At 70.1% G+C, this 24,774-nt stretch carries 20 protein-coding genes, 2 tRNA genes and 1 pseudogene; 4 read left to right on the top strand and 19 right to left on the bottom strand.

Annotated features, from left to right (window positions below; genetic code table 11):
• Positions 1-281 precede the first annotated feature (281 nt).
• Complete coding sequence (locus C6376_RS15700) at positions 282-1,598, top strand: ferric reductase-like transmembrane domain-containing protein (protein WP_173985652.1); 1,317 nt, start codon at positions 282-284, stop codon at positions 1,596-1,598.
• Positions 1,595-3,205, top strand: a complete 1,611-nt coding sequence (locus C6376_RS15695) for an NADH-quinone oxidoreductase subunit NuoF family protein (RefSeq protein ID WP_107443985.1) — start codon at positions 1,595-1,597, stop codon at positions 3,203-3,205. The genes C6376_RS15700 and C6376_RS15695 overlap by 4 nt, the downstream gene beginning before the upstream one ends.
• A 141-nt stretch (positions 3,206-3,346) precedes the next feature.
• Here C6376_RS15695 and C6376_RS15690 read toward each other — a convergent pair.
• From C6376_RS15690 to C6376_RS44445, 10 genes and pseudogenes are all read right to left on the bottom strand, one after another.
• Positions 3,347-3,419, bottom strand: a tRNA-Ala gene (locus C6376_RS15690).
• A gap of 132 nt (positions 3,420-3,551) precedes the next feature.
• Complete coding sequence (locus C6376_RS15685) at positions 3,552-3,785, bottom strand: hypothetical protein (protein WP_003976229.1); 234 nt, start codon at positions 3,783-3,785, stop codon at positions 3,552-3,554.
• A gap of 245 nt (positions 3,786-4,030) precedes the next feature.
• Positions 4,031-4,554, bottom strand: a pseudogene (locus C6376_RS45210) (MFS transporter); the annotation flags it as partial.
• A 198-nt stretch (positions 4,555-4,752) separates the two neighbouring features.
• Positions 4,753-4,825, bottom strand: a tRNA-Ala gene (locus tag C6376_RS15665).
• A 119-nt stretch (positions 4,826-4,944) separates the two neighbouring features.
• Positions 4,945-5,616 carry a histidine phosphatase family protein gene (locus tag C6376_RS15660; RefSeq protein ID WP_107443983.1) on the bottom strand — a complete coding sequence of 224 codons (672 nt, stop codon included), beginning with the start codon at positions 5,614-5,616 and terminating at the stop codon, positions 4,945-4,947.
• Complete coding sequence (gene rsfS / locus C6376_RS15655; protein WP_107443982.1) at positions 5,613-6,059, bottom strand: ribosome silencing factor; 447 nt, start codon at positions 6,057-6,059, stop codon at positions 5,613-5,615. The genes C6376_RS15660 and rsfS overlap by 4 nt, the downstream gene beginning before the upstream one ends.
• A gap of 148 nt (positions 6,060-6,207) precedes the next feature.
• The gene (locus C6376_RS15650) at positions 6,208-8,031 is read right to left on the bottom strand and encodes an LCP family protein (RefSeq protein WP_107443981.1); all 1,824 of its coding nucleotides are present in this window, start codon (positions 8,029-8,031) and stop codon (positions 6,208-6,210) included.
• Positions 8,032-8,047: 16 nt separating this feature from the next.
• Positions 8,048-8,674 (bottom strand): nicotinate-nucleotide adenylyltransferase, encoded by a 627-nt coding sequence (gene nadD / locus C6376_RS15645; protein ID WP_107443980.1) that lies wholly within the window; start codon positions 8,672-8,674, stop codon positions 8,048-8,050.
• Positions 8,675-8,780: 106 nt separating this feature from the next.
• A complete protein-coding gene (locus C6376_RS44450) occupies positions 8,781-8,945 on the bottom strand; it encodes a hypothetical protein (RefSeq protein WP_173985651.1) in 165 nt (54 codons plus the stop codon).
• A gap of 145 nt (positions 8,946-9,090) precedes the next feature.
• The gene (locus C6376_RS44445) at positions 9,091-9,252 is read right to left on the bottom strand and encodes a hypothetical protein (RefSeq protein WP_173985650.1); all 162 of its coding nucleotides are present in this window, start codon (positions 9,250-9,252) and stop codon (positions 9,091-9,093) included.
• A gap of 139 nt (positions 9,253-9,391) precedes the next feature.
• Between C6376_RS44445 and C6376_RS15640 the strand changes: the two genes are divergently transcribed.
• Positions 9,392-10,576: a M48 family metallopeptidase gene (locus C6376_RS15640; RefSeq protein WP_254076378.1), complete on the top strand. Its 1,185-nt coding sequence runs from the start codon at positions 9,392-9,394 to the stop codon at positions 10,574-10,576.
• 40 nt (positions 10,577-10,616) lie between these two features.
• On the opposite strand, the gene C6376_RS15635 is transcribed toward C6376_RS15640, so the two are convergent.
• The 5 genes from C6376_RS15635 to proB form a co-directional block, all read right to left on the bottom strand.
• Entirely contained in the window at positions 10,617-11,687 is a 1,071-nt protein-coding gene (locus tag C6376_RS15635; RefSeq protein ID WP_107443979.1) for a hypothetical protein, read from the bottom strand.
• Positions 11,688-11,810: 123 nt separating this feature from the next.
• A complete protein-coding gene (locus C6376_RS15630) occupies positions 11,811-12,386 on the bottom strand; it encodes a hypothetical protein (protein ID WP_107443978.1) in 576 nt (191 codons plus the stop codon).
• A 131-nt stretch (positions 12,387-12,517) separates the two neighbouring features.
• Positions 12,518-13,804 (bottom strand): glutamate-5-semialdehyde dehydrogenase, encoded by a 1,287-nt coding sequence (locus C6376_RS15625; RefSeq protein WP_107443977.1) that lies wholly within the window; start codon positions 13,802-13,804, stop codon positions 12,518-12,520.
• A gap of 95 nt (positions 13,805-13,899) precedes the next feature.
• Positions 13,900-14,409, bottom strand: a complete 510-nt coding sequence (locus tag C6376_RS15620) for a hypothetical protein (RefSeq protein WP_107443976.1) — start codon at positions 14,407-14,409, stop codon at positions 13,900-13,902.
• Between the two features lie 153 nt (positions 14,410-14,562).
• Complete coding sequence (gene proB / locus C6376_RS15615) at positions 14,563-15,669, bottom strand: glutamate 5-kinase (protein WP_107443975.1); 1,107 nt, start codon at positions 15,667-15,669, stop codon at positions 14,563-14,565.
• Positions 15,670-15,915: 246 nt separating this feature from the next.
• On the opposite strand from proB, the gene C6376_RS15610 reads away from it, so the two are divergent.
• Positions 15,916-17,316 carry a polysaccharide pyruvyl transferase family protein gene (locus C6376_RS15610; RefSeq protein ID WP_107443974.1) on the top strand — a complete coding sequence of 467 codons (1,401 nt, stop codon included), beginning with the start codon at positions 15,916-15,918 and terminating at the stop codon, positions 17,314-17,316.
• Positions 17,317-17,355: 39 nt separating this feature from the next.
• On the opposite strand, the gene C6376_RS15605 is transcribed toward C6376_RS15610, so the two are convergent.
• The 4 genes from C6376_RS15605 to obgE form a co-directional block, all read right to left on the bottom strand.
• The gene (locus tag C6376_RS15605; protein WP_107443973.1) at positions 17,356-18,585 is read right to left on the bottom strand and encodes a glycosyltransferase family 2 protein; all 1,230 of its coding nucleotides are present in this window, start codon (positions 18,583-18,585) and stop codon (positions 17,356-17,358) included.
• A 195-nt stretch (positions 18,586-18,780) separates the two neighbouring features.
• Positions 18,781-20,868, bottom strand: coding sequence for a hypothetical protein (locus C6376_RS15600; RefSeq protein ID WP_254075952.1), 2,088 nt, complete (start codon positions 20,866-20,868; stop codon positions 18,781-18,783).
• A 158-nt stretch (positions 20,869-21,026) separates the two neighbouring features.
• Positions 21,027-22,526: a bifunctional cytidylyltransferase/SDR family oxidoreductase gene (locus tag C6376_RS15595; protein WP_107443971.1), complete on the bottom strand. Its 1,500-nt coding sequence runs from the start codon at positions 22,524-22,526 to the stop codon at positions 21,027-21,029.
• Positions 22,527-23,321: 795 nt separating this feature from the next.
• Positions 23,322-24,758 carry a GTPase ObgE gene (obgE, locus tag C6376_RS15585; RefSeq protein WP_107443969.1) on the bottom strand — a complete coding sequence of 479 codons (1,437 nt, stop codon included), beginning with the start codon at positions 24,756-24,758 and terminating at the stop codon, positions 23,322-23,324.
• Between the last annotated feature and the right edge of the window lie 16 nt (positions 24,759-24,774).

Genomic DNA, 24,774 nt, shown 5'->3' with positions numbered 1-24,774 from the left:
AAGGCGTACAGCACGCATGGCGTTAGGGTACCGCAGGCCTTGAGCACGAGGCCACGCGCTTACGTATGCATGGTCGAGACAACGTTGCTGTGCCGAGAACGGGGGGTCAGAGCTGCACCCAGGGTCATGGTTACTTCGCGTAACAGCCGCTAAAGGACATCACAACAGCCACATCGTCGTTTCATAACAACGCAATAACTCAAACCTCGTACCCATCGGTATGGAGCCACTTAGAGTTCGGCAGCGGGACCGCTTTCCCGAAACTGCTCGGAGTTGCCCCCATGAACCCTCGTTCCAGTAACAGCACGCTCCCCAAGCCCGGCCGGTCGGCCTACGGGTTGGCGACGGCTGTCGTCCTGGTCCTCATACCTGTGGTCGTGCTGGTCGGCGGCGACCAGTTGCAGGCATTCCTCAACTTCGGTGCGGGTGTCCTGTCGCTGGTGTGCCTCACCTGCTCGGTCATCTGGGGCCTCGTCGCCCAGGACCGGCTCATCCTCAACACACGTCAGCGGATCCTCGCGCAGGGCGTCCACCGCGTGACCGCCGTCGGCTCCATCGCGTTCCTCGTGGTGCACATCACCGTCAAGCTGGCGCTGGAGCACACCGTACTGATCGCCGCGCTGATCCCCTTCAGCCTGGGCGTCAAGGGCAGCGCCGGGCTCATCGGCCTCGGCTCCCTGGCAGCGCTGCTCATGATCTTCGTGGGCATCACCGGCGCGCTGCGCAACCAGTTCGCCGCGCCGGCCGAGGTCGCCGCCCGCTGGCGCGCGATGCACATGCTGGCCTACCCGGCGCTGTGCGCGGCCCTCATCCACGGCCTGTTCGCAGGGCGCGCGGCGAAGCCGTTCTTCATGATCTCGTACGAGCTCTGCCTGGCCGGCGTCATGGCCGCTCTCGCGCTGCGCGCCGCTCCGCGCCCGTTCAAGCGCAAGGTCGCCGACCGGATCACCACGCTCCTGGGGGCGTCGGACCGCTCCGCCCTGGACGGCCTCGAGGCGTCACGCGCGCGCGTGTCGGAGACCGGTTCGTCGGCGCTGCCCGGGTACGAGGGCCGCTCCGGCCGCTCGCCGCTGACGGACACGATGAGCTCCACCCGGATGACCCCGCCGTCGGCGTCTCCGCTGTACGACACGCCCGCCACCCCGGAGCCGGCGAACGGGTTCGCGGCCGCCTACCGCGCCGTCAACACCCCGCCGCGCGGCCAGCAACCGCCCTACATCGCCGATCAGACGGCTCGCATGGGCATGCCGTTCGACCTGCAGCAGGCCACCGAGGCCATCCCTCGGGTCGACAACGGCGGCAGCACCTCGGGCAACTGGCCGATCCCGTCCCCGCCGCCGGTCGGGGAGGCGCCCCAGTCCGTCTACGACCCGCTCCAGGACACGGGATTCACCATCCCGGTCTATGGCAATCCGGGCACTCCGGGACCCGGCGGACGTGACGTGTACGACACAGGTGAGACGAACCCCGGGTACGGCACGTACAACCAGAACGACACGTACAACAGCGGTCCCGCCAACGAACCATCGCCCGGCGCGTCGTACGACGCGCCGGGTTCGGGCGAACCTTGGAACACGCCTTCCGGAGGCTATAGGTGAACGAGGCCCTGCCCGACGTCCCAGAAGTCCGCGTGGTCGGTCTTCCTCAACTCACGTCGGGTTTCGACCTTGTCGAGAGACTTGACCTGCCCATGCATCTGAAGGTGCACGGGCCGCTGGAGCCCCTGGGCGGAGAGGCCCTCGCGAAGCTCTCCGAGAACATCAACCTGAAGGGCCGCGGCGGCGCGGGCTTCCCCTTCCACAAGAAGCTGCGCTCGGTCGCCGAGGCCGCGATCAAACGCGGCGTGCGGCCGGTCGTCGTCGTCAACGGCAGCGAGGACGAACCGGCCTGCCGCAAGGACACGGTGCTCATCAACCGCGCCCCGCACCTCATCCTGGACGGCGCGCTGCTCGTCGCGGAGGCGCTGGGTGCCCGCACGCTCGTGGTGGGGGTCACCCGCGAATCCACTCAGCGCTCCATGGAAGCCGCGCTCTCCGAACGCGGGCTCAGCAACGGCCGCAGATCGGCTCTGAAGGCGTTCGTCCAGCGCAACCCGATCCGCATGGTCACCGGTGCCGCGGCGTCGCTGATCCGTTCCATCGACGGCGGCCCGCCGATCCCGCCCGGCCGCAAGGTCAGCGCCTCGCAGAACGGCGTCGGCGGCGCGCCCACCCTCCTCTCCAACGCGGAGACGTTCGCCCAGCTGGCCATCGCCGCCCGCATCGGCCCGGAGCGGTACGGCAACACCGGCCTGTACGACGAGCCGGGCACCGTCATGCTGACGGTCTCCGGCGCGGTCGCCCGCCCGATGGTGATCGAGGTCCCCACCGGCGTGCCGCTGCGCTACGTCCTCCAGCTCGCGGGCGCCCCGCCGGTGCCCCAGGGTGTGCTGACCGGCGGATACCACGGCAAGTGGATCGACGCGGCGACCGTCAACGAGGCGGTCGTCTCCCGGAACTCTCTCGACGCGGTGGGCGGGGCGCTCGGCGCGGGCGCGATCCTGCCGATCAGCCAGGAGACCTGCCCGCTCGGCGAGTCCCTGCGCGTGGCCCAATGGCTGGCCGACGAGAGCGCGGGACAGTGCGGTCCCTGCTACCTCGGCCTGCCGGCCGCCGCGCGCGGCATGGAGGACATCATCAACGGCGGCGGACCGGCCGCCCTGGAGGCGCTCAAGCAGGTCGCCAAGAACGTCAAGCGGCGCGGCGCCTGCTCGCACCCGGACGGCTCCGCGATGTTCCTGGAGTCGACCATCAAGGCGTTCACCGACGACCTCGCGGCCCACGTCCTCGGCAACGGCTGCGGACGGCCCGTGGAGGGCGTTCTGCCGCTCTTCGAGGCGGGCATGGCCCCCGCGGGCATCACGAGCGGCAACGCGCCGGAGGAGAGCGGCTCGAGCCGTCAGAAGATCTTCGTCGACTGGACGCTCTGCCGCGGCCACGGCCTGTGCGCCGACATCCTCCCCGAGGTCTTCCAGCTCGGCGCCGACGGCTTCCCGACGGTGGCGCAGGCGAAGGTACCGCAGTACGCCGAGGCAAAAGCTCTACGCGCGGTGCGTCGCTGTCCGGCGCTGGCCCTGCGCATCGAGGAGGACACGCGCGCGCAGGCGCCCGCACGCAACCTCCCGGTCCTCTCCCAGGGGCGCGGCCGCCGCGCCCTCGGCCGCTGAGGGGCACACCGACGGCACACGGATCGGGGCCGCCTGAGAGCAGGCGGCCCCGATCCGTCGTTCCTGGCGGCACGTCCGGGACGAGGTGTCCGGACGCAAAAAGATCCCGCCGGATCGCATCCGATCCGGCGGGATCTGCTGTGGAGCTAAGGAGAATTGAACTCCTGACCTCCTGCATGCCATGCAGGCGCTCTACCAACTGAGCTATAGCCCCTCGTGGCCAAGCGGCGGAACCGCGACCCTGACCGTGCCGCCCGGTTTCCCCGGCGGCGACGCCAACTTTACCGGTCCGGCGGCGGACCACCAAATCCTTTCCGCCCCGTCCGATTTCGACCCTTGTGCGACGTCACGCGGTGACGAACGAATAGAACCGCTTGAGCGTGCAGTGCTCCTCGAGGAGCCGGCCGTAGATCGGCTCCCCCTCCAGCTCGCGGTACGTCTCGATCGGGTCGCCCTTTATGATCAGCGCCCGCGCGCATTCCTCGCACCAGTACTGGTAGTCGGGGTTGACCGGCTCCATGTCACGGACGATCGGAGTGCCGCTGCCGCACCAGTCGCATTTCCGCCTGTGTGCACCCATCGATCAGCTCCAGCTGTGGCCGCAGGCCGTGCACACGTAGGAAACCCCTCCGTTGTCGCCGAGAACCTGAGCCACATGGGCCGAACCGCAGGAGGGGCAACCGAGACGGGTGGCCTTGCCCCGTCCCACCGCTGCTCCGGAGAGACGACCGACCTCTCCGCGGATGCTCGCAGGCATCGCTACTCCCTCCCGTCGGGCCGCGCCCCCTCCGGTCGTTTGATTCTGCCACGGCCGGACCAATACGGTCAGCGACGCCTCAGTACCAGTCCGGACACGGCACCCAGGGCAGCTGTCGTAGCGAGCGCGAACATGCATGTGAGAAGCGCTTCCGAAGAGCTATACGCCCCCGGGGCCCCAAGTGACTCAAGGCGGTTGAAGAACAGTGTGCCGAAGACGGCCACATCGATCGGCTGCCCGAGCTGGGTGACCGTGGCCGGCAGCCCGCCGACGTCCGCCGCGTCCTCGGGCAGCACGGCAGTCGGCGCCCCGGTCGGCTCGGGCCGAAGGCGAGTGCGAGCCCGACGCCCACCCCGGCGTACGCCGCGTAGAGCCAGGCGCCCCCGTCCTCACCGCCCCTGAATAGCAGCCCCACCGCGACCACGGACAACGCGAGAAGCGCGAACCCGGACGGGATCAGGGCCCGTTGCCAGGAGGCGGGCCACCTGCGCCGGGTCAGTCCGACCACGGCGAGCACCCACGTCGTCGGCGCGAAGGTGGGACCGGCGCGCAACGCGCTGAAACCCAGGCCGCCCTGGACGTGCGAGGTCAGCAACGGGATGCCGGAGTGCAGGATCGTCGTCTGCTCACCCGATGACGGCACGGAGCGGCGCGCGGCTCTGCTACACGGCGGGACGACAAAAAATCCCGCCCCCTGAGGGGCGGGATCCTTCTGAAGTGATATCGACCGATCTCTTCGATCTTTGACAACTCGACAGAGTGTCGACCGACTGACCGACCGGCCAATCCGTGGAGCTAAGGAGAATTGAACTCCTGACCTCCTGCATGCCATGCAGGCGCTCTACCAACTGAGCTATAGCCCCTCGTGCCACGCGGTGAAACCGCATGGTGTCTCGCTCCGCTCGGCGGTGCGAACAAGAAGAACTCTAGCCTGCGACCTGCCGGAAAGTGAAATCCGCGGCCCGCCGGCCCGAGCGGTCGCTCAGTCGTCGTCGCCGAGTACCGGCTCGGGCAGGGTGCCGGCGTTGTGCTCGAGCAGACGCCAGCCCCGGGCGCCCTCTCCGAGGACGGACCAGCAGCAGTTGGACAGGCCGCCGAGACTCTCCCAGCTGTGCGCCTCCAGACCGAGAAGACGGCCGATGGTGGTGCGGATGGTGCCGCCGTGGCTGACGATGACGAGCGTCCCGTCCTCGGGCAGCTTCTCGGCGTGCCGTACGACGACCGGGGCGGCACGGTCGGCCACCTCGGTCTCCAGTTCGCCGCCGCCGCGGCGCACGGGCTCGCCGCGCTTCCATGCGGCGTACTCCGCACCGTGCCGGGCGATGATCTCCTCGTGCGTCAGCCCCTGCCAGGCACCCGCGTACGTCTCACGCAGGGATTCGTCGTGGGTGACCTCGAGGCCGGTGAGCGTGGCGAGCTCGGCGGCCGTACGGGCGGCCCGCGACAGGTCCGAGGCGACGATGGCGTCGGGCTTGAGGGAGGCGAGCAGCCGGGCGGCGCGGCGGGCCTGGGCCACACCGGTCTCGGTCAGCTCGACGTCCGTCGTGCCCTGGAAGCGGCGCTCCACGTTCCAGGCGGTCTGGCCGTGCCGCCAGAGGATGACCCGGCGGCCACGGCGTTGCCGACGGGTCGTCGTCTGCTCCGGAGCTGTCACCGCAGCTCCTCGAATCCGGCGGTCTCGTCCTCCTCGGCCTGCAGTTTGGCGTGCTCCTGGGCCTTGCCGCGGGTCGCGAGGGCGTCGGCGGGCAGTGCCAGCTCGGGACAGTCCTTCCACAGCCGCTCCAGGGCGTAGAAGACGCGCTCCTCGCTGTGCTGGACGTGGACGACGATGTCGACGTAGTCGAGGAGGATCCAGCGGGCGTCGCGGTCGCCCTCACGGCGCACGGGCTTGACGCCGAGCTCCTTCTGCAGGCGCTCCTCGATCTCGTCGACGATCGACTTGACCTGGCGGTCGTTGGGCGCGGAGGCCAGCAGGAAGGCGTCCGTGATCGACAGCACGTCGCTGACGTCGTAGGCGATGATGTCGTGCGCGAGCTTGTCGGCTGCCGCCTGGGCGGCGGTGTTGATGAGATCGATGGAGCGGTCGGTGGCGGTCACTACGTGGCTTTCCGTCGGCGGACACTTGTCCTCAAGGGTCTCACGGACCGCCGACGGCACCCCACGTGATTACGGCACCCCACGTGATCGAGCGGTCGCCCGCGAAGGCCCGCCGCTCTCGGACCTCCCGCGCGTCCTTCCTGTCGGGTCATCCGGTCGAGGAGCGCTTGTAGTCCTTGCCCAGGACGACCGCCACGTCGGCGTTCCCGGAGACGGCGCCCTTCTTCACGGCGCCAGCGTCCAGCCCCAGGGTCTTGGCGACCTCGACGGCGTTGCCCTTGTCGGCGGCGTCCCCGTACAGGACCTGGGAGGCCGCCTTCGTGCCGGACGGGGCCCCGCCCTCCACGAAGGTGAAACCGCCGTTGAGGAGGACCACGCGCGCGTCTTCGGTGTTGGCCCTGGTGCCACTGGCGTTCTGGACGAAGACGCTGACCGCCGCGTCCTTGTCGGGGCTCTTCGCGGTCCCGCCGAGGACGTTCTTGACGACGCTCGCACTGGCCTGGGCGCTGAGCGTGCCGTCGGCCTGGACGGGCAGCAGGGCGGTCTTGTAGTCACCGCCCTTGGCGAGATCGGCGAGCTTGGCCAGGAAGGCGCCGAGATCCTTGTCGGTCAGGGACGGGTCGAGGATCTGCGCGAGGGTCTGCACGGTGACGGTGGCACCCTGCGCGTCGGAGGACACCTTGCGCAGCACGCCCTGCATGACCTGGCCGAACCGCTCCAGCTGGGCGTTCTGGGCCTCGCCCTCGGCGCGGTGGGTGGCGTAGGCGACCGCCATCTTGCCGCTGAGGGTCTGGTTCTCACCCTTGGCGACGAGGGGGGCCTCACCCTTCTTGGCGTTCGGGCCGGGCACGGCCGTGTCGGTGTCGACCTCGATGCCGCCGACGAGGTCGACGAGGTTCTGCAGGTACGGGGTGTCGAGACGCCAGGTGCCCTGGATGCTGGTACCGAGCACGGTGTCCAGCGCGCCGCGCGTCCCGTCGGAGCCGTCGTCGTCGACGGATTTGGCGAGGGTGGTCGTGGTGCCGTCGTCCTGCGGGAGCACGAGGGAGTTGGGCAGCAGGACCGTGGTGGCCTGCTTGGTCGTGGTGTTGTCGACGAGCAGCGCCGTGGAGGTGCCGCCTGCGGCCGTGTCGTGCAGGTGGACGACGACCACGTCACGCTTCTGGGCGGCAGCCGCGGTCGTGCCGCCGGTGCCGGAGCCGGAGCCGGAGGACGACAGACCGGGCAGCTTCCCCGCATACCAGAGGTAGCCCACTCCGCCGACCGCGACCAGCGCCAGGACCACGACGAGGGCGACGAGTCGACTGCGGGCGCGTCGCTTGGCCTCCTCGCGGCGCTCGGTGCGGTTCTCGGTGAAGTTCAGCCAGTCGATGACGTCCTCGGAGTCACCGTCGGGCTCCTCCACGAACGCGAACTGCTCGGTGCGGTAATCCCGTTGTTCCGGCCCGGCGTCGCCTGCGCCGTCCTGGGCGTCGTCCGCGGCGTCGGCGGTGCCTGCACCGGGCACGGGCCGGGTGTCGCCGTCCGCGCCTGCCCCGACGGGTGACCCGGCCGGGCCGGCCTGTTGCGGAATGTAGGCGGTCCGCTCGGCGGTGCGTGGCTGTTCGGCCCGGTACTGCTGCCCGGCGGCGGTCTGCCCGTACGGGTCGTAGGGGGCCTGCGTCGCGGTGCCGTACGGGTCGTAGGCGGGGGCGGGCGTCTGGGAGCCGGTGTCGTAAGGGTCGTAGGCGGGTGTCTGCTGCCCGCCCGTGGCGTACGGGTCGTAGCCGTACCCCTGCTGCCCGTGGCCCTGGGGCTGGCCCTGCGGCGCCCGGTACTGCTGCTGCCCGTACGGGTCGTAGGACTGCTGTGCGGCCTGCTGGGGCGGGACCTGCCGGTAGACGGGCTGGCCGTACTCGTCGTAGCCGACGAGTTCGTACTGGTCGCCCCCGTACCCCGCGTCGTGTCGGTCGGCGTCGTGTCGGTCGTTCACCGGTGCCCCTCTCGGCTCACTCGCCGCGGTACAGCTCGCGCTTGTCGATGTAGCGCACGACACCGTCCGGCACCAGGTACCAGACGGGGTCGCCCTTGGCGACTCTCGCACGGCAGTCGGTGGAGGAGATGGCGAGCGCGGGCACCTCGACGAGGGAGACGCCGCCTTCGGGCAGGCCGGGATCCATGAGGTTGTGCCCCGGCCGGGTGACGCCGATGAAATGCGCGAGAGAGAACAGTTCGGCGCTGTCCCGCCAGGTCAGGATCTGGCCCAGGGCGTCGGCGCCGGTGATGAAGAAGAGGTCGGACTCGGGGTTGAGAGCCCGCAGGTCGCGCAGTGTGTCCACGGTGTAGGTGGGGCCGCCGCGATCGATGTCGATGCGGCTGACCGAGAACTGCGGGTTCTCGGCGGTCGCGATGACCGTCATCAGGTAGCGGTCCTCCGCCGGGGAGACGCTGCGGTGGCTCTTCTGCCAGGGCTGGCCCGTGGGGACGAACACGACCTCGTCCAGGTGGAACTGTGCGGCGACCTCACTGGCCGCCACGAGGTGGCCATGGTGGATCGGATCGAACGTTCCACCCATGACGCCGAGGCGGCGCCTGCCGGGGTTCGACGGGCCGGTGGCCATGTCCTGCTCTCCCATGCGTGCAGACCCTACCGGCCCCTACCGGCCCGGTCGCGGGGCCCCGGCAGGCGGATGCCCGGAGCGCCCCGCTATGCCGGACTGCCCGTCGCCGAACAACCGGGGCTCAGCGGTCGCGGTTGAAGCGGGTGGTGATCCACAGCAGGAGCAGCAGGACGATGAAGGCGCCACCGCCCGTGACCAACGGGTCGAGGCTCTGGTGGTTGCCGCCCTTCTCCTCGCCCTCGGCGGCGAGGGTGACCAACTGGGCAGCGGCGCTGTGAAGGCTCATCTTCGGCAGGACCTATCCGATGGAGGTCCCCCCGCTCGAGCGAGGTCGAGAGTGGGGGAGGGCGGGATAAAGACGTCGGCCCATCGTAAACGGGCGGCCCGGCGGGGATCACGCCGACTCCGCCATCGGGAACCTTCCCGTCGGCTCAGTCGTCTTTCCGCTTGTATCCCCGCAACAGGAACCACGCGGTGAACGCACAGCCCAGGATCATCACGATCAGTACGACGCGGAGCAGATTCCCCGGCCCCTGCTGCTGGGCGGCGCCGACGGCCTCGGAGAGCCAGGCGGCTGCGGGATGGTGCTCCATGGGGCGGGACTCCTTCGGTGTAGTGCCCGTCCAAGGTAACTCCGCCTAGGCTGGCCTCTGCTTCGGGGGCGCAAAGGGCCGCACAAGGGTCCGTAAAGGGTCACGCACAAGGGCCACACAGACGCACATGGGGGAAGACATGTCCGACGACGGCCACAAGCACGACGGCGCCGGCCACGAGAACGTGCCGAGCAGGCAGCGCAGGCGCTTCGCCGGGATCTCCTCGCGTGCGTACGAGCACCCCGCCGACCGCTCCGCCCTGGTGGCGCTGCGCAAGCTGAGCGGCTTCGACACGGTGTTCAAGGCGCTCAGCGGGCTGCTGCCGGAGCGCAGCCTCAGGCTGCTGTTCCTGTCCGACTCCGTGCGGGTCTCCGACCAGCAGTTCGCGCACCTCAACGACATGCTGCGGGACGCCTGTTACATCCTGGACCTGGAGAAGGTCCCGCCGATGTACGTCAACCAGGACCCGCAGCCCAACGCCATGTGCATCGGCCTGGACGAGCCGGTCATCGTGGTCACCACCGGCCTCGTCGAGCTGCTCGACGAGGAGGAGATGCGGGCGGTCGTCGGGCACGAGGTGGGTCACGCGCTGTCCGGGCACGCCGTGTACCGCACGATCCTGCTGTTCCTGACGAACCTGGCGGTCCGGGTCGCCTGGATCCCGCTGGGCAACCTCGCGATCATGGCGATCGTGACGGCGCTGCGCGAGTGGTTCCGCAAGTCGGAGCTGTCCGCCGACCGCGCCGGTCTCCTCGTCGGCCAGGACGTGAAGGCCTCGATGCGGGGTCTCATGAAGATCGCCGGCGGCAACCACCTGCACGAGATGAACGTGGACGCGTTCCTGCAGCAGGCCGAGGAGTACGAGTCCGGCGGCGACCTGCGCGACTCCGTGCTGAAGATCCTCAACGTGCTGCCGCGCACGCACCCCTTCACCACCGTGCGCGCGGCCGAGCTGAAGAAGTGGGCGGAGTCCCGCGACCACCAGCGGATCATGGACGGCCACTACCCGCGGCGCAGCGAGGACAAGGACACCTCGGTCACGGACTCCTTCCGGGAGTCCGCCGCCCACTACGCGACGAGCGTCAAGAGCTCCAAGGACCCGTTGATGAAGCTGGTCAGCGACATAGCGGGCGGTGCGGGCGGCCTGGGCGGGCGCGTCCGGCGCGGTTTCGACGGCTTCACCGGCCCGACTCCGGCGGAGGACCGGCCGCGCAACGGCTCGGACGGGGCGGACGGAGAGGGCGGGGCTGACCGAGAGGGCCGGGCGGACGGAGAGGGCGGGGCACAGGGCCCGAAGGACACGCCTCCGCACGGCGGCAAGTGAAGCTCCGCTCCCCCGCCCCGGCCTCACGCCCCGGGCGGCCTCACACCCTGGGCTGCGCGCTCGTCGCCAGAGCCCCGCACAGGGCCGTCGCACCGCCGGTCGCATAGGGATCCGTGCCGGCCGGGCCGCCCGTCTTCGCGGTCTGGCCGGCGAGCAGTGGCCGCAGGTGGTTCGTGGAGTCCTCGGCGCAGGAGAGCGGCCCGGCCTGGACGTAGGACACGATCAGCTGGAGCTGGTGGGTGCGCAGGTCCTCACGGTCGAAGCGGAACTGCAGCTCACGGCGGACGGTGAACAGGGAGGCCGGGGCGTCGGCGGCGGCGCCCGCGGGTCGCAGCGCGTACACGAGGGTGTGGTCCGCGGTGACCTCGAGGGTCGAGGAATCGGTCTCCGCAGCCTGCAAGGTGCCCTGGACCCGGACCTTGCGGTCGGCCAGCTGGGCCAGGGCGGGGTCGAAGCGGACCAGCCAGCCGGTCGGCGCGTGCCGGCCGTCGGCGGTGGGACGGCTGAAGCTCTCGTCGAACTGGTCGAGCTGGTCGGCGTCGATCAGCGCCCGCACGGGTCGCACCTGCTGTCCGGTGAGCACCTCCGGATAGAGGGAGGAGTGCACGATGTACTCCTTGGCCGTGGTCAGCGAGGCCACGACCTGGCTGTCGGAGAAGTGCGCGGTGCGCCGGGAGGCGGGCAGCGGGACGCCCTCGGCGCCGATGCGGAACTGCGCCGCGGGGCTGTGCGCGAAGAGCGATCCGGGGTCGGCCGCCCCGGGCACCGCCCCCTGCGGGGAGAGCGGGATGACGGTCATCCGCAGCGGTTCGGTGCTGCGGCGGGCCGTCTGGGTCTGGTAGGGGTTGCGCAAGCCCATGTAGACGGCGGTGCCGAAGGCAATGGCGATCAGCAGGACCAGGGCCAGGGCCTGCCGGGACAGACCGCCGCGTCGCCGCACGGGGCGGCGGCGGACGGCGGGGGCGTGGTCGGTCAGGCGCTCGTGTGCGGAGTACTCCTGAATGCGGGCAGCCCGGATGAACGATTCGTCGAAGACGACGGATCGGTACTCGTCCTCACCTCCGGGAGTGCCCTCGGGTGTCCCCTCCGGTGGGTCTCCAGGGCCGGCCATACCTTCAGGGTAGGTCGCACGGACCTCGGGTAAACGCCCCGCTGTACGACAAGTTCTGACAAGGGCTCACCGGCTTCCCGCCCGCGTGCGCACGGCACGTACGACCTTGCGTCGCACAGGCGTTCAGGGAGTGTGCGGCGCCGCCGAGACAGGTGGCCGGGACTGGTCGGCGGATACGGAGGGCGGTGGCACGCTCCCCTGTTCGAGTCCGGTCGTGGCGGGCGACGGCACCTGGTCACGGCTGCCCGAGGAGGTGCCCCGGTAGACCGCCGCGAAAGCCAGCGCGACCATGCCGACCCCCATGACGAGGGCGAGCATCCAGGCCACGGGTCGGTGCCAGCGGACCTGTCTGCCGTACGGCCCGTGGGCACCGTAGTGATGCTCCCAGGCATCGGTCAGGTCGGCGTCGTCCGGGTCTTCGAGGTCCGGATCATGGCCGAAATCTTCCGCACCGTAGACGTCCTCGAAGCGGTCACCCCGGGCGCGGGCTCTGCGGGCCTCGGCCTCCGAGGCCTCGGCTCTCGCCTCGGCGGCGGCAAGGAGGCGTTCGACGGCGGTCGGCTCGTGCACCACGGCCGCCCGTACGAAGGCCTCGTCGAAGACCACGGAGGCGAACTCTTCGTCCGACACCCCGCGGTCGTGGTCGTCGTCGGGCTCCCAGCCGTCAGGGAACGGCGTACCCCCCACGTCCTCCGGCACGTGTCCAGAGTAGACCTGGGGGGTCGATTTGGGCAGGCGGACGGAAAATTCAACGACCGGATGAGACGCCTTTCACGACGTTCGCCGCGCGGTGGCGCACTCGGCCGTTCGAGGCGTTCCCACCGCCGGGGTCAGCGCCGTACGTGTCCGTCTCCCGTGACGATGTACTTCGTGCTGGTCAGCTCCGGCAGGCCCATGGGACCGCGGGCGTGCAGCTTCTGGGTGGAGATGCCGATTTCCGCGCCGAAGCCGAACTGGCCCCCGTCCGTGAAGCGGGTGGAGGCGTTGACGGCCACCGTGGTGGAGTCGACCAGCTGGGTGAAACGCCGGGCCGCCTGCTGCGACGTGGTGACGATGGCCTCGGTGTGGCCGGAGGTCCACAACCGGATGTGCTCGACGGCCCGGTCCAGCGAGTCGACCACGGCGGCGGCGATGTCGTAGGAGAGGTACTCGGTCTCCCAGTCCTCCGGGGTCGCCTCGACGACGGTCGCCTTGGAGTCCTCGGCGTACGCCAGCACGCGCTCGTCGGCGTGCACGGTCACCCCGGCCTCCGCGAGGGCATCGAGGGCGCGGGGCAGGAACGTGGGGGCGATGTCCTGGTGGACGAGGAGGGTCTCGGCGGCGTTGCAGACGCTGACCCGGTGGGCCTTGGAGTTGATCAGGATGTCGATCGCCATGTCGAGGTCGGCGTGGGCGTCGACGTAGACGTGGCAGTTGCCGGTGCCGGTCTCGATGACCGGGACGGTGGACTCCGTGACCACGGTCCGGATGAGTGAGGCGCCGCCGCGCGGGATGAGGACGTCGACGAGTCCGCGGGCGCGCATCAGCTCGCGCACGCTGTCACGGCCCTCGCCGGGCACCAGTTGCACGGCGTCGGCGGGCAGCCCGGCCCCGCCCACGGCGTCGCGGATCACCCGGACGAGGGCGCTGTTCGACTCGTAGGCGGAGGAGGAGCCGCGCAGCAGGACGGCGTTGCCCGACTTCAGGCAGAGCGCGGCGGCGTCCACGGTGACGTTCGGACGGGCTTCGTAGATGATGCCGACCACGCCGAGCGGGACGCGCACCTGGCGCAGGTCGATGCCGTTGGGCAGGGTGGAGCCGCGGACGACCTCGCCGACCGGGTCGGGCAGCGCGACGACGTCCCGCACGTCGGAGGCGATGGCACGGACCCGCTCCGGGGTGAGGGTCAGCCGGTCGACGATCGCTTCGCTGGTGCCGGCCTCGCGGGCCCTGGCGATGTCCTTGGCGTTGGCCTCGACGATCTCGCTCGTACGGACCTCCAGTGCGTCCGCGATGGCGAGCAGCGCGTCGTCCTTGGCGGCCCGCGGCAGCGGCGCGAGGTCGGCGGCGGCAGCCTTGGCGCGGTAGGCGGCCCGGGTGACCGGGGACATGGAGTCGTACGGTGAGAGCGTGGTCATAAAGGAAGGGTAGTGCGCCGCACCGGCCCGTTCACCGCTCGTTCCACACCCCGAGATTCCCCGGGGAGCGTCCCCGGCCGTGGCGGCGAGCGGCGTCAGTAGGGGTGGACCCCCACGGGCGTCGCCGGGGCCGGGCTGTAGCCCTCGGCGATGCGCTGGTGGTACGTCTGGCGGTCGATGACCTCGAGACCGACGATCTCCCAGGGCGGCAGGCCCGCCGTCTGGCGGTGCTCACCCCACAGGCGCAGGGCGACGGCGGCCGCGTCATGCAGGTCGCGGGCCTCCTCCCAGTACCGGATCTCGGCGTGATCGCCCGCGTATCTGCTGGTCAGGAGGAACGGATGATCGTGGGCGAGCTGTTCCAGAGCTCGCCGGACCTCCTGCACCGGGGCCTCCTCTCCGGAGACGCTGAGGGTGACGTGCCACAGCCGCGCGACCTCCACGGGCTGCCCGCCCTTCGACTCGGCCACCTGCTGTGCCCGGTAGCGCTCTCCGGCGGCCACGCTGGTCAGGGCGCGCTCCTCGCCGGGCGGGCGCGGCGCCGCCGATCCGGCGCCGCCGGTACTCCCACGAGTCGCTGCCACCCCAGGGCGCACTCGTCTCACGACGGCCTCCTTTACGCAGCGCTCGTGCGGATGTCCCGCGTTTCGCCGCGGTCTCCCGCGGCGGTGTCCCTGAGACAAAGTTGAGCAGGCCGCACGCCTTCGCGGGGCGGTTTCACGGAACGTCCCCCACCGGTACGGATCGTTCGAGCGCGTTTACGGGTGGAGGATCACCAGGTCGTCCCGGTGGACGATCTCACGCTCGTACTCGGCTCCCAGTTCGCGGGCGAGGTCCCGGGTCGACCGCCCGATCAGCTGGGGGATCTCCTTGGCGTCGAAGTTGACGAGACCGCGGGCGACCGCCCGCCCCCGGGTGTCCCGGAGCTCGACGGGGTCGCCCGCGCTGAACTCCCCCTCGACGGACGCGATCCCGGCCGGCAGGAGCGACGTGCGCCGCTCGACGACCGCGCGCACCGCGCCGTCGTCCAGGGTCAGGGAGCCCTGCGGGGTGGAGGCGTGCTGAAGCCACAACAGCCGGTCGGCGGAGCGCTTGCCGGTGGGACGGAAGTAGGTGCCGGTGTCCTTGCCGTTCAGGGCGTCCGCCGCGTGGACGGCGCTGGTGAGCACCACGGGGATGCCTGCGGCGGCCGCGATCCGGGCGGCCTCGACCTTGGTGACCATGCCGCCGGTGCCGACGCCCGCCTTGCCGGCACTGCCGATCTCCACGTGCGCGAGGTCGTCCGGTCCGCGCACCTCGGCGATCCGCGAGGTGCCCGGTGTGCCGGGGTCGCCGTCGTAGACGCCGTCGACGTCCGACAGCAGGACCAGCAGGTCGGCGTGGACGAGGTGGGCGACGAGGGCCGCGAGCCGGTCGTTGTCGCCGAAGCGGATCTCGTCGGTGGCGACGGTGTCGTTCTCGTTGACGATCGGGAAGGCGCCCATCGCGAGCAGCTTGTCGAGAGTGCGGGAGGCGTTGCGGTGGTGGGCGCGGCGGCTCATGTCGTCGCTGGTCAGAAGCACTTGTCCGACACGGACGGCGTAGCGGGCGAACGAGGCGGTGTAGCGGGCGACGAGCAGCCCCTGGCCGACGCTGGCGGCGGCCTGCTGTCGGGCGAGGTCCTTGGGGCGGCGACGCAGCCCCAGCGGGGCGAGCCCGGCGGCGATGGCACCGGAGGAGACGAGGACGATCTCCTTCTCTCCCCCGCTGCGGCTCTTGGCGAGGACGTCGACGAGCGCGTCGACCCGGTCGGCGTCGAGGCCGCCCGAGGCGGTGGTCAGCGACGAGGAGCCGACCTTGACGACGATCCTGCGGGCCTCGCCCACGGCCTGCCTTGCCCCTGCCACCTTGTTCTTCGCCCCTTGTGTAGGTCCGCGGCTGCCCTGTCCGGCAATCTACGCGAACGGGGCCCGGGAGCGCTTCGGGGTTTCATTTCGCGGACACCCCGTCGAGCACACAACGTCACCGTTTGCTCACAATTTGCTTAGGGCAAAGAGGCTGTGCCGGTTCCCTGTCGAATTTGAAGAGAACACAAATTTATTTTCAAGTTTGGGTCACCTAGAGTTCACGGTGTGAAGCGCATACTCCTCAGGTCGGGGAAGAGCCCCTTCGACGTCGTCCCCGTCGAGGAAGCCCTCCACCGCGACGTCATGGCCACCAACTCCGGCAACCTGATCTTCAGTGACGCAGCGCACAAGATCCTCACGGCGCCGGACACCGAGGTCGTCTCGAACGGTATGCGGACAGACGCGAACGCGGCGGCGCGGATCAACGAGGAGTACGACGCCTTCGTCGTCCCGCTGGCGAACGCCTTCCGGCCGACCTTCGAGCAGCCTCTGCAACGGCTGACCCGGCTCATCGGGAAGCTGAGGATCCCGGTCGTGGTGCTGGGCGTCGGCGCGCAGACCGGGGTGACCTACGAGGCGGCGCGGCTGAAGCCCATCGAGGCCACGGTGCGCGCCTTCTGCGCGGCGGTGCTGGACCACAGCGCAACGATCGGCGTGCGGGGCGAGTTCACCGAGCAGTACCTCAACGACATGGGCTTCCGGGACGTCGAGGTCATCGGCTGCCCCTCGATGTTCCTGCACGGCGACCGGCTGCCGGTGGAGAAGAGGACGGCGGCGCTCACCGCCGGGTCGCGGATCGCCGTCAACGGCTCGCACGCCGCGGTGCGCGGCGGCGGCCTGCACCGGATCATCACCCGGACGAACGAGCGCTATCCGAACCTGCTCTACATAGGCCAGAACCTCACCGACGCCAGGCAGTTGTACTGGCGGGACACGGACTCCGTGGGCGGCCGGGTCACCGAGATGCCCACCCACCCGGACCACCCGATGTACCGGGCGGGCAAGGCACGGGTCTACATCGACCCGGTCACCTGGCTGGACGACCTGCGCGAGTTCGACTTCTCGTTCGGCTCACGCATCCACGGCAACATCGCGGCGCTGCTGGCCGGCACCCCCGCGACCGTGCTCGCCTTCGACTCGCGGACGCTGGAGCTGTGCCGCTATTTCGAGATACCGCACCGGCTGCTCAGCGAGACACCCGCGGACCTCGACCCGGCCGACCTCTACGAGGAGGCCGACTTCAGCGGGCTCACCGGCAACCACAAGGAGCGGTTCGACCGGTTCACCGCGTTCCTGGACAGGAACGGGCTGCAGAACACCTTCACCCACGGCGACGGGGGCCGGGCCTTCGACACGAAGCTGCGCTCGCTGTCCTTCCCGGCGGGCGTGCGTCCCTGGAACGACGCCGACCTCGCCTCGCTGACCAGCCGGTTCGGCTGGCTCCAGCAGCGGATCAGCGAACTGGACTCCACCAACGCCCAGTTGAGGCGAGACCTGGCCAGGAGCCGGTCCGGCGCGAGGGGCGCGGCCAGGGCCGCCGCGGTCATCCCGTCCCCCTCGATCTACCGCCGCGCGAGGCGTGCGGTGGGCGGTCCCCTGCGTCGCGCCCTCAAGCCGGGCAGGTGACCCCGGTCGGGGCTCCCTGCGCACGAGGCGCGCGCCCGCTCAGGCCGCCGCGGTGCCGCCCGGCCGCATCGGGGGCCGGCGGAGTCTGCGCAGCCGCCTGCGGACCTTGCGGGCGAAACCGCGCAGGAACGTCTCGGCGGCGTCCTTGCGCCAGCCCGGGTAGGCCGCGGCCTCGCGGGGCTCCGCGAGGTAGATCCGGTCGGGCAGACCGGCCTCGCGCGAGCCGTAGTGCGGGTAGGCCAGGTAGAGCTGGGTGTTGCGCTTCTTCAGGACGGGCGTCGGCTCGCTCTTGGCCCTGATGAACTCCAGGACGTCCACGAGCAGGTCGGGGCGCTGCCGGGCCACCAGTTCCAGGCGCAGCCGCTCGTGGACCTTGAGCCGCTGGGCGACGCCCTCGTTCCAGTAGGCGTCCATCAGCGGCCGGGCCAGCTCCATCTTGGTGCGCCGGATCTCCTCGTCGTTCCTGAGGAAGACGGGCCCGAACTGCGGCAGCACGGTGACGAGGAACGGGCGGACCATGAGCACGTCCCGCTTGGGGCCCGGCGGGAGCAGCCGCGCCAGCAGGCCCATCAGGGCGCGCGCGGAGTCGAAGCGCAGGGTGTAACTCCCGCTCTTGGTCACATGCTTGCCGTCGCTGCGGCCCACCAGGTAGTAGCAGGTGTAGTCGGCGACCACGGAGACGCCGTCGGCCCGCAGATAGGCCTCCATGGTGAACAGCGCGTCCTCGCCGGTCCACAGGGACTCGTCGAAGCGTATGTCGTGGCGCTGCAGGAACTCCCGGCGGAAGAGCTTCTGCGCGCTGAGGGTGAACTTGATGTTGGACGAGAAGACGTCCGTACGCTCGAGCGTCTTGGCCCACATCGACTTCGGGGGGTTGCGGTTGATGCCCTCGACACGCCCGAGGACCACGTCCGTGCCGTTGCGGTCGGCCATGGCGACCATGCGCTCCAGGGCCTCGGCGCCGAGCCGGTCGTCCGCGTCGAGGAAGAAGACGTAACGCCCGGTCGCCTTGGCGAGGCCGACGTTGCGCGGGCCGCTGGGGCCGCCGGAGTTCTCCTGCCGGATCACGGTGACGGCCATGGGAGCGCGGGCGGCGAACTCCTCCAGGCACTCCCCCGTGCCGTCGCGCGAACCGTCGTCTATGGCTATGACCTCGATGAGGTCGGGGGCCATGGTCTGCGCCTCGACCGAGGCAAGGCACTCGACCAGGTACGGCATCGCCTCGTACGCCCCGATGACCACCGTGACGTCAGGCTGCGCAACGGCCACTTTTCCCTCTCACCACCACAACGTTCCGACAAGACTGCTTTGGATACCGGATAGACGACGATCTGACGGGGCGGGTTGCTCGCACTTCCGTACGTGTTCCACATCACAGGATGCACGACGAGCCGGACCCCCGGAGAGTGGTCTCCGGGGGTCCGGCTCGTCATGCATCGCGGTGGCGCCGCGGGCCGTGCGACCTCAGGCGGTCGCGACTCCCTTGGGCAGCGCGGCTCCGTCGTCCGGTGCGGCGCCCACCGAGGCCTCCGCCGCCGCTGCCCCGAGGGACTGCTGGCTGACGTTGCGTGCCTCGGCCTTCAGGGCCAGACGGGTGACGGCGGCGTCGAACTGCTGCAACGACGTGGGCTCGTCGGGCCCGAGCAGGTACTCCTTGAGCTCCTTGCGGTCCTTGGCCAGCGGATCGGCGGCCGGGTCGCGCACCGCGTCCAGCAACTGGTCCAGCTCGGCCGCGTCGTTGCCGAGGATGACGGCCGCGCGCACCGCGGTGTTCTGCCGCCGGAACTCCTCGGCCCCCAGCTCCGCGGAGTCCGTGACCGCGTACGGCTTGCCGCTCGCGATGAAGTCGGAGACCACGCTGGAGATGTCGGAGACCATCGCCGCACAGGCGTTGAAGCAGTCGAACAGCCGGGGCGCCGCGCCCGTGATCACCCGGTGCTCGGAGGACGGGAAGGAACGCCAGTAGGCGTCGTCCCAGTCGGCGCGCAGCCGCGCGGCCTCCTCGTGCTTGCGGACGTCGACGATGCCGTCGCGGCTCGTGACGGCCTCGTCGGCCCGCGCGTCGAAGGCGAGCGCGAGACCGTCCAGCCGGGTCTTGAGGCGGGTCAGCTCGGCCTTGGCGGCGGCCTGCGCGGCGGGGTCCGCGGTGAACCGCGGGTTGCCGGCGCGCTCGGCGGCGGCCTTCTTGATCAGGGCCGTGATCCTCCGGTGGGCGGTGGCCGCCTTGGCGCTGCGGGTGCCGGTGAAGGGGTGCGGCTTGTACAGCACGCGGACCGGGGGCTCGGCCGCGATCAGCTTCTTCACGATGTTCTCGCCGGCCAGCAGCAGCGAGGTGTTGCCCGGGTTGTCGTCCCAGCCCTCCCAGGTGGGCGCGTACAGCACGGTGGGGACGTCGCCCTCGGGGGCGACCGCCCGGATCGGGGCCAGCTGCGGACGCCCGACCTCGACGATGTCCTCGTCGCGGATGCCGACGTCGGCGATGGCGTACCGGTCGCGGCCCGCCCGGCCGGCGGTCCACACCTCGTCGTACACCTTGCTGAACGGGTTGACGCTGGCGGCCTTGTCGCTGTCGCCGTGGCCGATGAAGACGTGCTTCATCGTCGGCACGCGCAGCAGATGGATGTTCTTGCCGACGTTCGCGCAGTACAACGCGACCCGCACCATGGACAGGTCCATGTTCATCAGGTGCACCCCCCCGGGCACGCAGACGACAGGGACCGACGTGGGCGCCATCTTCTCCAGGATGACGCGCTCACGCAGGATGACCAGCGGCCGGGACTCCATCTGCTCCATGGTCTCCAGCCACATGTTGACCTGGTAGGCGGAGTCGTCGGAGCCGGAGAAGTACAGCACCGTCTCGGGCCGGTACTCGCGCAGCCAGGCACTGAGCGTGCCCAGGACCTTGTCGGCCTTCGGCGGGAGCCGCCTCGCCCGCAGGTGCGGCACGAGCACGAGGACGTACAGCATGCCGAGGACCAGGGTGACGCCGATGCCGGCGAAGCCCGCGCGCTGCGAGTCGGTGACCGCGCCGACGAGCAGGCCCACGACGGCGGCGAGGTCGAGGTGGAGCATCTTCACGGTGGCGTCGGCGAGCAGGAAACGCGGCGGGGCGTCCGGGATGCGCAGCCGGGAGGCCAGGTCGACGTTCCTGGTCACGACCGGCATCTGACGGCGCTTGTCGATCAGGGCGATCAGCGCGCTGTGCGGAGCCTGGAGCCCGAAGAACACCGTGAAACACGCGATCGCCGCGTAGAAGACCGGATCCTCGGAGAGGCCGAGCCTCGCCAGGAGCAGGACCAGCAGCAGTTCGCGGACCAGGAAGCGGGTGGACATGCCGGCCCGCACCTTGACCAGGAGGCCGATGAGGCGACTGTCCTTGTGGTGGAGATAGAGGTCCGCCAGGTACGTCACGGCGGCCGCGGCGACGAAGGCGGGGGCGCTCGGGACGAGCGCGGACGCCATGAGGCCGGGATAGCCCAGCATCATGAGGAGCGCCGCGGCCAGCTCGGCCACGCTGCCCACCCGGGCGACGCGAATAGCAGTGGATATCACGGAGAAACCTGCTCTGGGAGGGGGCCGGTCAGAGGTGCCAAAAAGTCCGGAAAATCCTTTGTGAAGATTTCGGAAGTCTTACGGATACAGGCCTCTGTGAATTCTCCGTAAACAGGGATCCACAGAGGCCTGAAAAATCAATGACTAATTGTGCTCGATTATGCCACGCCGTTCTGGCGATCGAGCACCTCGGCCAGCGCCTGCTCGAAGTCGGAAGCCTTGCCCGCGGCCGCCGTCGGGTCCTGCTGACGGACGTCCACGACATGCCCGGTGAGCTCGGAAAGCAGCACGTCGAGGGAGGTGCGGGCGACCGCTTCGGAGGAGAGCAGTGAGCCCGTCGGCTCCTGGCCGAAGGCCTTGGTGCGCATGGGCGTGGCGGTTCGTTCCGGGTTCACGCAGTTCACCCGAATGCCGTCACCGGCCCACTCGTCGGACAGTGCCTGGGTGAGATTCACCATGGCGGCCTTGGTCGAGGAGTAGAGGCTGTACTCGGCCCTCCCGCGGGTGTAGCTGCTGGAGGTGTAGAGCAGCAACTGGCCCTTCGTCTCGGCGAGGTACTTGTAAGCCGAACGGGCGATCTGCACGGGGGCCAGATAGTTGACCTTCAGCGCTTCCTCGATGGTCGCGTTGTCGGTCTCGGCGAGCTTTCCGATGCGCAGCACGCCGGCCGTGTTGACGACGTGGTCGATGCGCCCGGTCTCGCTGTAGGCCTTGGACAGGGCGTCGTCGACCTCCTCCGGGTTCTCCACGTGGGTGCCGGTGGTGGAGCGGCCGAGGGCGTAGACGTTGGCGCCGTAGGACTCGGCGAGTTCGGCGATGTCCTTGCCGATGCCGTACGAACCGCCGAAGACGACCAGGGTCTTGCCGGTGAGCAGTTCGCGGTAGACCTCTTCGCCGTTCTGCTCCGGAGTGGCCGAGGAGGCCAACTGGAAGAGCTTGTCGGCGATGAAGACGTCGACGGGCTGCGTCACCTTCATGTTGTACTCGTCGCCCGCGACGACGTGGATCGGCACGTCCGGCAGGTAGCGCAGCACGACGGTGCAGTCGTCCGTGGCCTGGAAGTTGGGGTCCCCCGCCGCCACCTCGTAGGCCCGGCGGATGGTGGACAGCTTGAACGCCTGCGGGGTCTGTCCGCGACGCAGCCGGGAGCGGTCCGGGATCTCGGTGATGAACTCGCCGTCCTCGCCGTGCGTGCGCGTGACGATGATGGTGTCCGCGGACGGGATGGCGACGTCGACGGCCTGGTAGCGCTCCAGCGCGGTGACGCAGTCGTCGATGACGCGCTGTGAGAGCAGGGGGCGGACGGCGTCGTGGAAGAGGACGTTGACGTCCTCGCCGTCGGCCAGGCCCTCGCCCAGGGCGGCGATGGCGCGCTCGGTGGTCTCGTTGCGCGTGGAGCCGCCCTCGAGGATCGCCCGGACCTTCTTGAACCCGGCCTTGGAGACGATCTTCTCGACGTCGGGCACGTAGCCCGGCGCCATCAGCACGATGATCTCGTCGATCGAGTCCGCCTTCTCGAAGGTGGCCAGCGTGTGCTCGATGACTGCCTTGCCGGCGATCTTCAGCAGCTGCTTGGGAATCGACAGACCCACGCGCTGGCCGGTGCCACCGGCCAGGATCACTGCGGTGGTACGGGGCTTGGCTATGTGCTGAGACACAGAGGACCTACCTTGGGGCGACAGGGACGGGAAAATGGTCCCACTTGCGGTTACCTCGATGCAAGGTGAGCGCCGTTCGCTGCAAATGTGCACGCAACCTGGCATTCACCTTCCGTCACTGACGATTGGCGATACGGCGACGCTCCTTCCCGGGATGATCCCAGGAAATCCTGTGAGTAACTCCACAACGAGCGAGCATTGCCCTGAGTGACGAGAGCGGCGCAGACGGCAGTGTGACTCTAACGGTTCCCGGCGGGTGTCCGCGCCGCCGTGATCGCGGTCCACCGGCACGCCCTCCCGGGGCGGGCTCGGGCCGACGGACAGCACGGCGACCGGATCACCGATCATCCGCACACCCGCGCCCGTGATCGCCCGGGCGGGGCCGCGTCCTCCCGGCAGGCGTCCGAACGGCCCTGCCGGAACACCGAGATCTTCACGTTCCGTGAGGCGGGACCGCACGGGTTCTCCATATGCCGATCATGCCGTTGCGCAAACACCGGAAATAGAGATCGTCAGAAGAACATTTCCCGGAATTCACCTGCGCGACTTCACCGGATTTCGTCCCGCGAGAGCACGAACAGGAGCCGCGGCGAGGGCGAAGATGTGAGCGGGAGAACCATTCCCCGCGCCGCGAACGGCAGGAGAGTCGGCCGGGGGACGCTGAGAACAGCCTGGGTCATGGCCGAGGCGGACCGGGCGCCGATGTGGCGGCACACCACGGCCCCGGAGGCGGGAGAGCGCGCCACCGGGGCCTTCGTGGGTCGGGCGGGCTCGAAGCCCTGGATCGGTCCGCGCCTAGAACGGCTCGAAGCCCTCGAACTCCTGGGCCGCCTCGTCGCGTTCGGCCTGCTTGTCGCGGCGGCGCTGGGTCGCGGGACGCGGCTCCTCGAAGCGGTGGTCCTCACCCCGGCGGCCGAGCATCTCGGCGCCGGCCGTCACGGACGGCTCCCAGTCGAAGACGACCGCGTTGTCCTCGGGGCCGATGGCCACGCCGTCGCCGCCGCGGGCGCCCGCCTTCATCAACGCGGCCTCCACACCGAGGCGGTTGAGCCGGTCGGCGAGGTAGCCGACGGCCTCGTCGTTGCTGAAGTCGGTCTGCCGCACCCAGCGTTCGGGCTTCTCGCCGCGGACGCGGAACAGGCCGTCCTCCTCCAGCGAGACGGTGAAGCCGGCGTCGTCCACGGCCTTGGGCCGGATGACGATGCGCGTGGCCTCCTCCTTGGGCTTGGCGGCACGCGCCGCGCCCACCATCTCGGCGAGGGCGAACGACAGTTCCTTCAGTCCCATGTGGGCGACCGCGGACACCTCGAACACACGGTAGCCGCGCGCCTCGAGATCCGGGCGGACCATCTCGGCGAGGTCCTTGCCGTCCGGTACGTCGATCTTGTTCAGCACGACCAGCCGCGGCCGGTTGCCGAGCCCGCCGTACTGCTTGAGCTCCTCCTCGATGATGTCGAGGTCGGAGACCGGGTCGCGCTCGGACTCCAGGGTCGCCGTGTCCAGCACGTGCACGAGGACGCTGCAGCGCTCGACGTGGCGCAGGAACTCCAGGCCGAGACCCTTGCCCTGGCTGGCGCCGGGGATGAGCCCGGGCACGTCGGCGATGGTGTAGACGGTGGAGCCGGCGGTCACCACGCCGAGGTTCGGGACGAGCGTGGTGAACGGGTAGTCCGCGATCTTCGGCTTGGCGGCGGACAGCACCGAGATCAGCGAGGACTTGCCGGCGCTCGGGTAGCCGACGAGGGCCACGTCCGCGACCGTCTTCAGCTCCAGGACGATGTCCTGGAGGTCGCCGGGCTCGCCGAGCAGCGCGAAGCCGGGGGCCTTGCGGCGGGCCGAGGCCAGCGCCGCGTTGCCGAGGCCGCCGCGGCCGCCCTGGGCGGCGACGTACGAGGTGCCGTGGCCGACCAGGTCCGCCAGCACGTTGCCGGCCTTGTCCTGGATCACCGTGCCGTCCGGGACCGGCAGGATCAGGTCCTGGCCGTCCTTGCCGGAGCGGTTGCCGCCCTCGCCGGGCTTGCCGTTGGTCGCGCTGCGATGGGGCTTGTGGTGGTAGTCGAGGAGCGTGGTGACCGACTGGTCGACGACCAGGATCACATCGCCGCCGCGCCCGCCGTTGCCCCCGTCGGGGCCGCCCAGCGGCTTGAACTTCTCACGGTGGACGGAGGCACAGCCGTGGCCCCCGTTACCCGCGGCGACATGCAGTTCGACGCGGTCCACGAAGGTGGTCATGGTGGGTGCCTCCAGC

The sequence above is a fragment of the Streptomyces sp. P3 genome, assembly GCF_003032475.1.
Lineage (GTDB): Bacteria > Actinomycetota > Actinomycetes > Streptomycetales > Streptomycetaceae > Streptomyces.
Note: the sequence above shows the minus strand (reverse complement) of the source record. Positions and strands in the feature narration are given on the sequence as shown.

Coding starts and splice junctions, on each gene's coding strand:
- C6376_RS15700 (WP_173985652.1), top strand. CDS start 282: ATGAACCCTCGTTCCAGTAACAGCACGCTCCCCAAGCCCGGCCGGTCG.
- C6376_RS15685 (WP_003976229.1), bottom strand. CDS start 3,785: ATGGGTGCACACAGGCGGAAATGCGACTGGTGCGGCAGCGGCACTCCG.
- nadD (WP_107443980.1), bottom strand. CDS start 8,674: ATGGGAGAGCAGGACATGGCCACCGGCCCGTCGAACCCCGGCAGGCGC.
- C6376_RS44450 (WP_173985651.1), bottom strand. CDS start 8,945: ATGAGCCTTCACAGCGCCGCTGCCCAGTTGGTCACCCTCGCCGCCGAG.
- C6376_RS44445 (WP_173985650.1), bottom strand. CDS start 9,252: ATGGAGCACCATCCCGCAGCCGCCTGGCTCTCCGAGGCCGTCGGCGCC.
- C6376_RS15640 (WP_254076378.1), top strand. CDS start 9,392: ATGTCCGACGACGGCCACAAGCACGACGGCGCCGGCCACGAGAACGTG.
- C6376_RS15635 (WP_107443979.1), bottom strand. CDS start 11,687: ATGGCCGGCCCTGGAGACCCACCGGAGGGGACACCCGAGGGCACTCCC.
- C6376_RS15625 (WP_107443977.1), bottom strand. CDS start 13,804: ATGACCACGCTCTCACCGTACGACTCCATGTCCCCGGTCACCCGGGCC.
- obgE (WP_107443969.1), bottom strand. CDS start 24,758: ATGACCACCTTCGTGGACCGCGTCGAACTGCATGTCGCCGCGGGTAAC.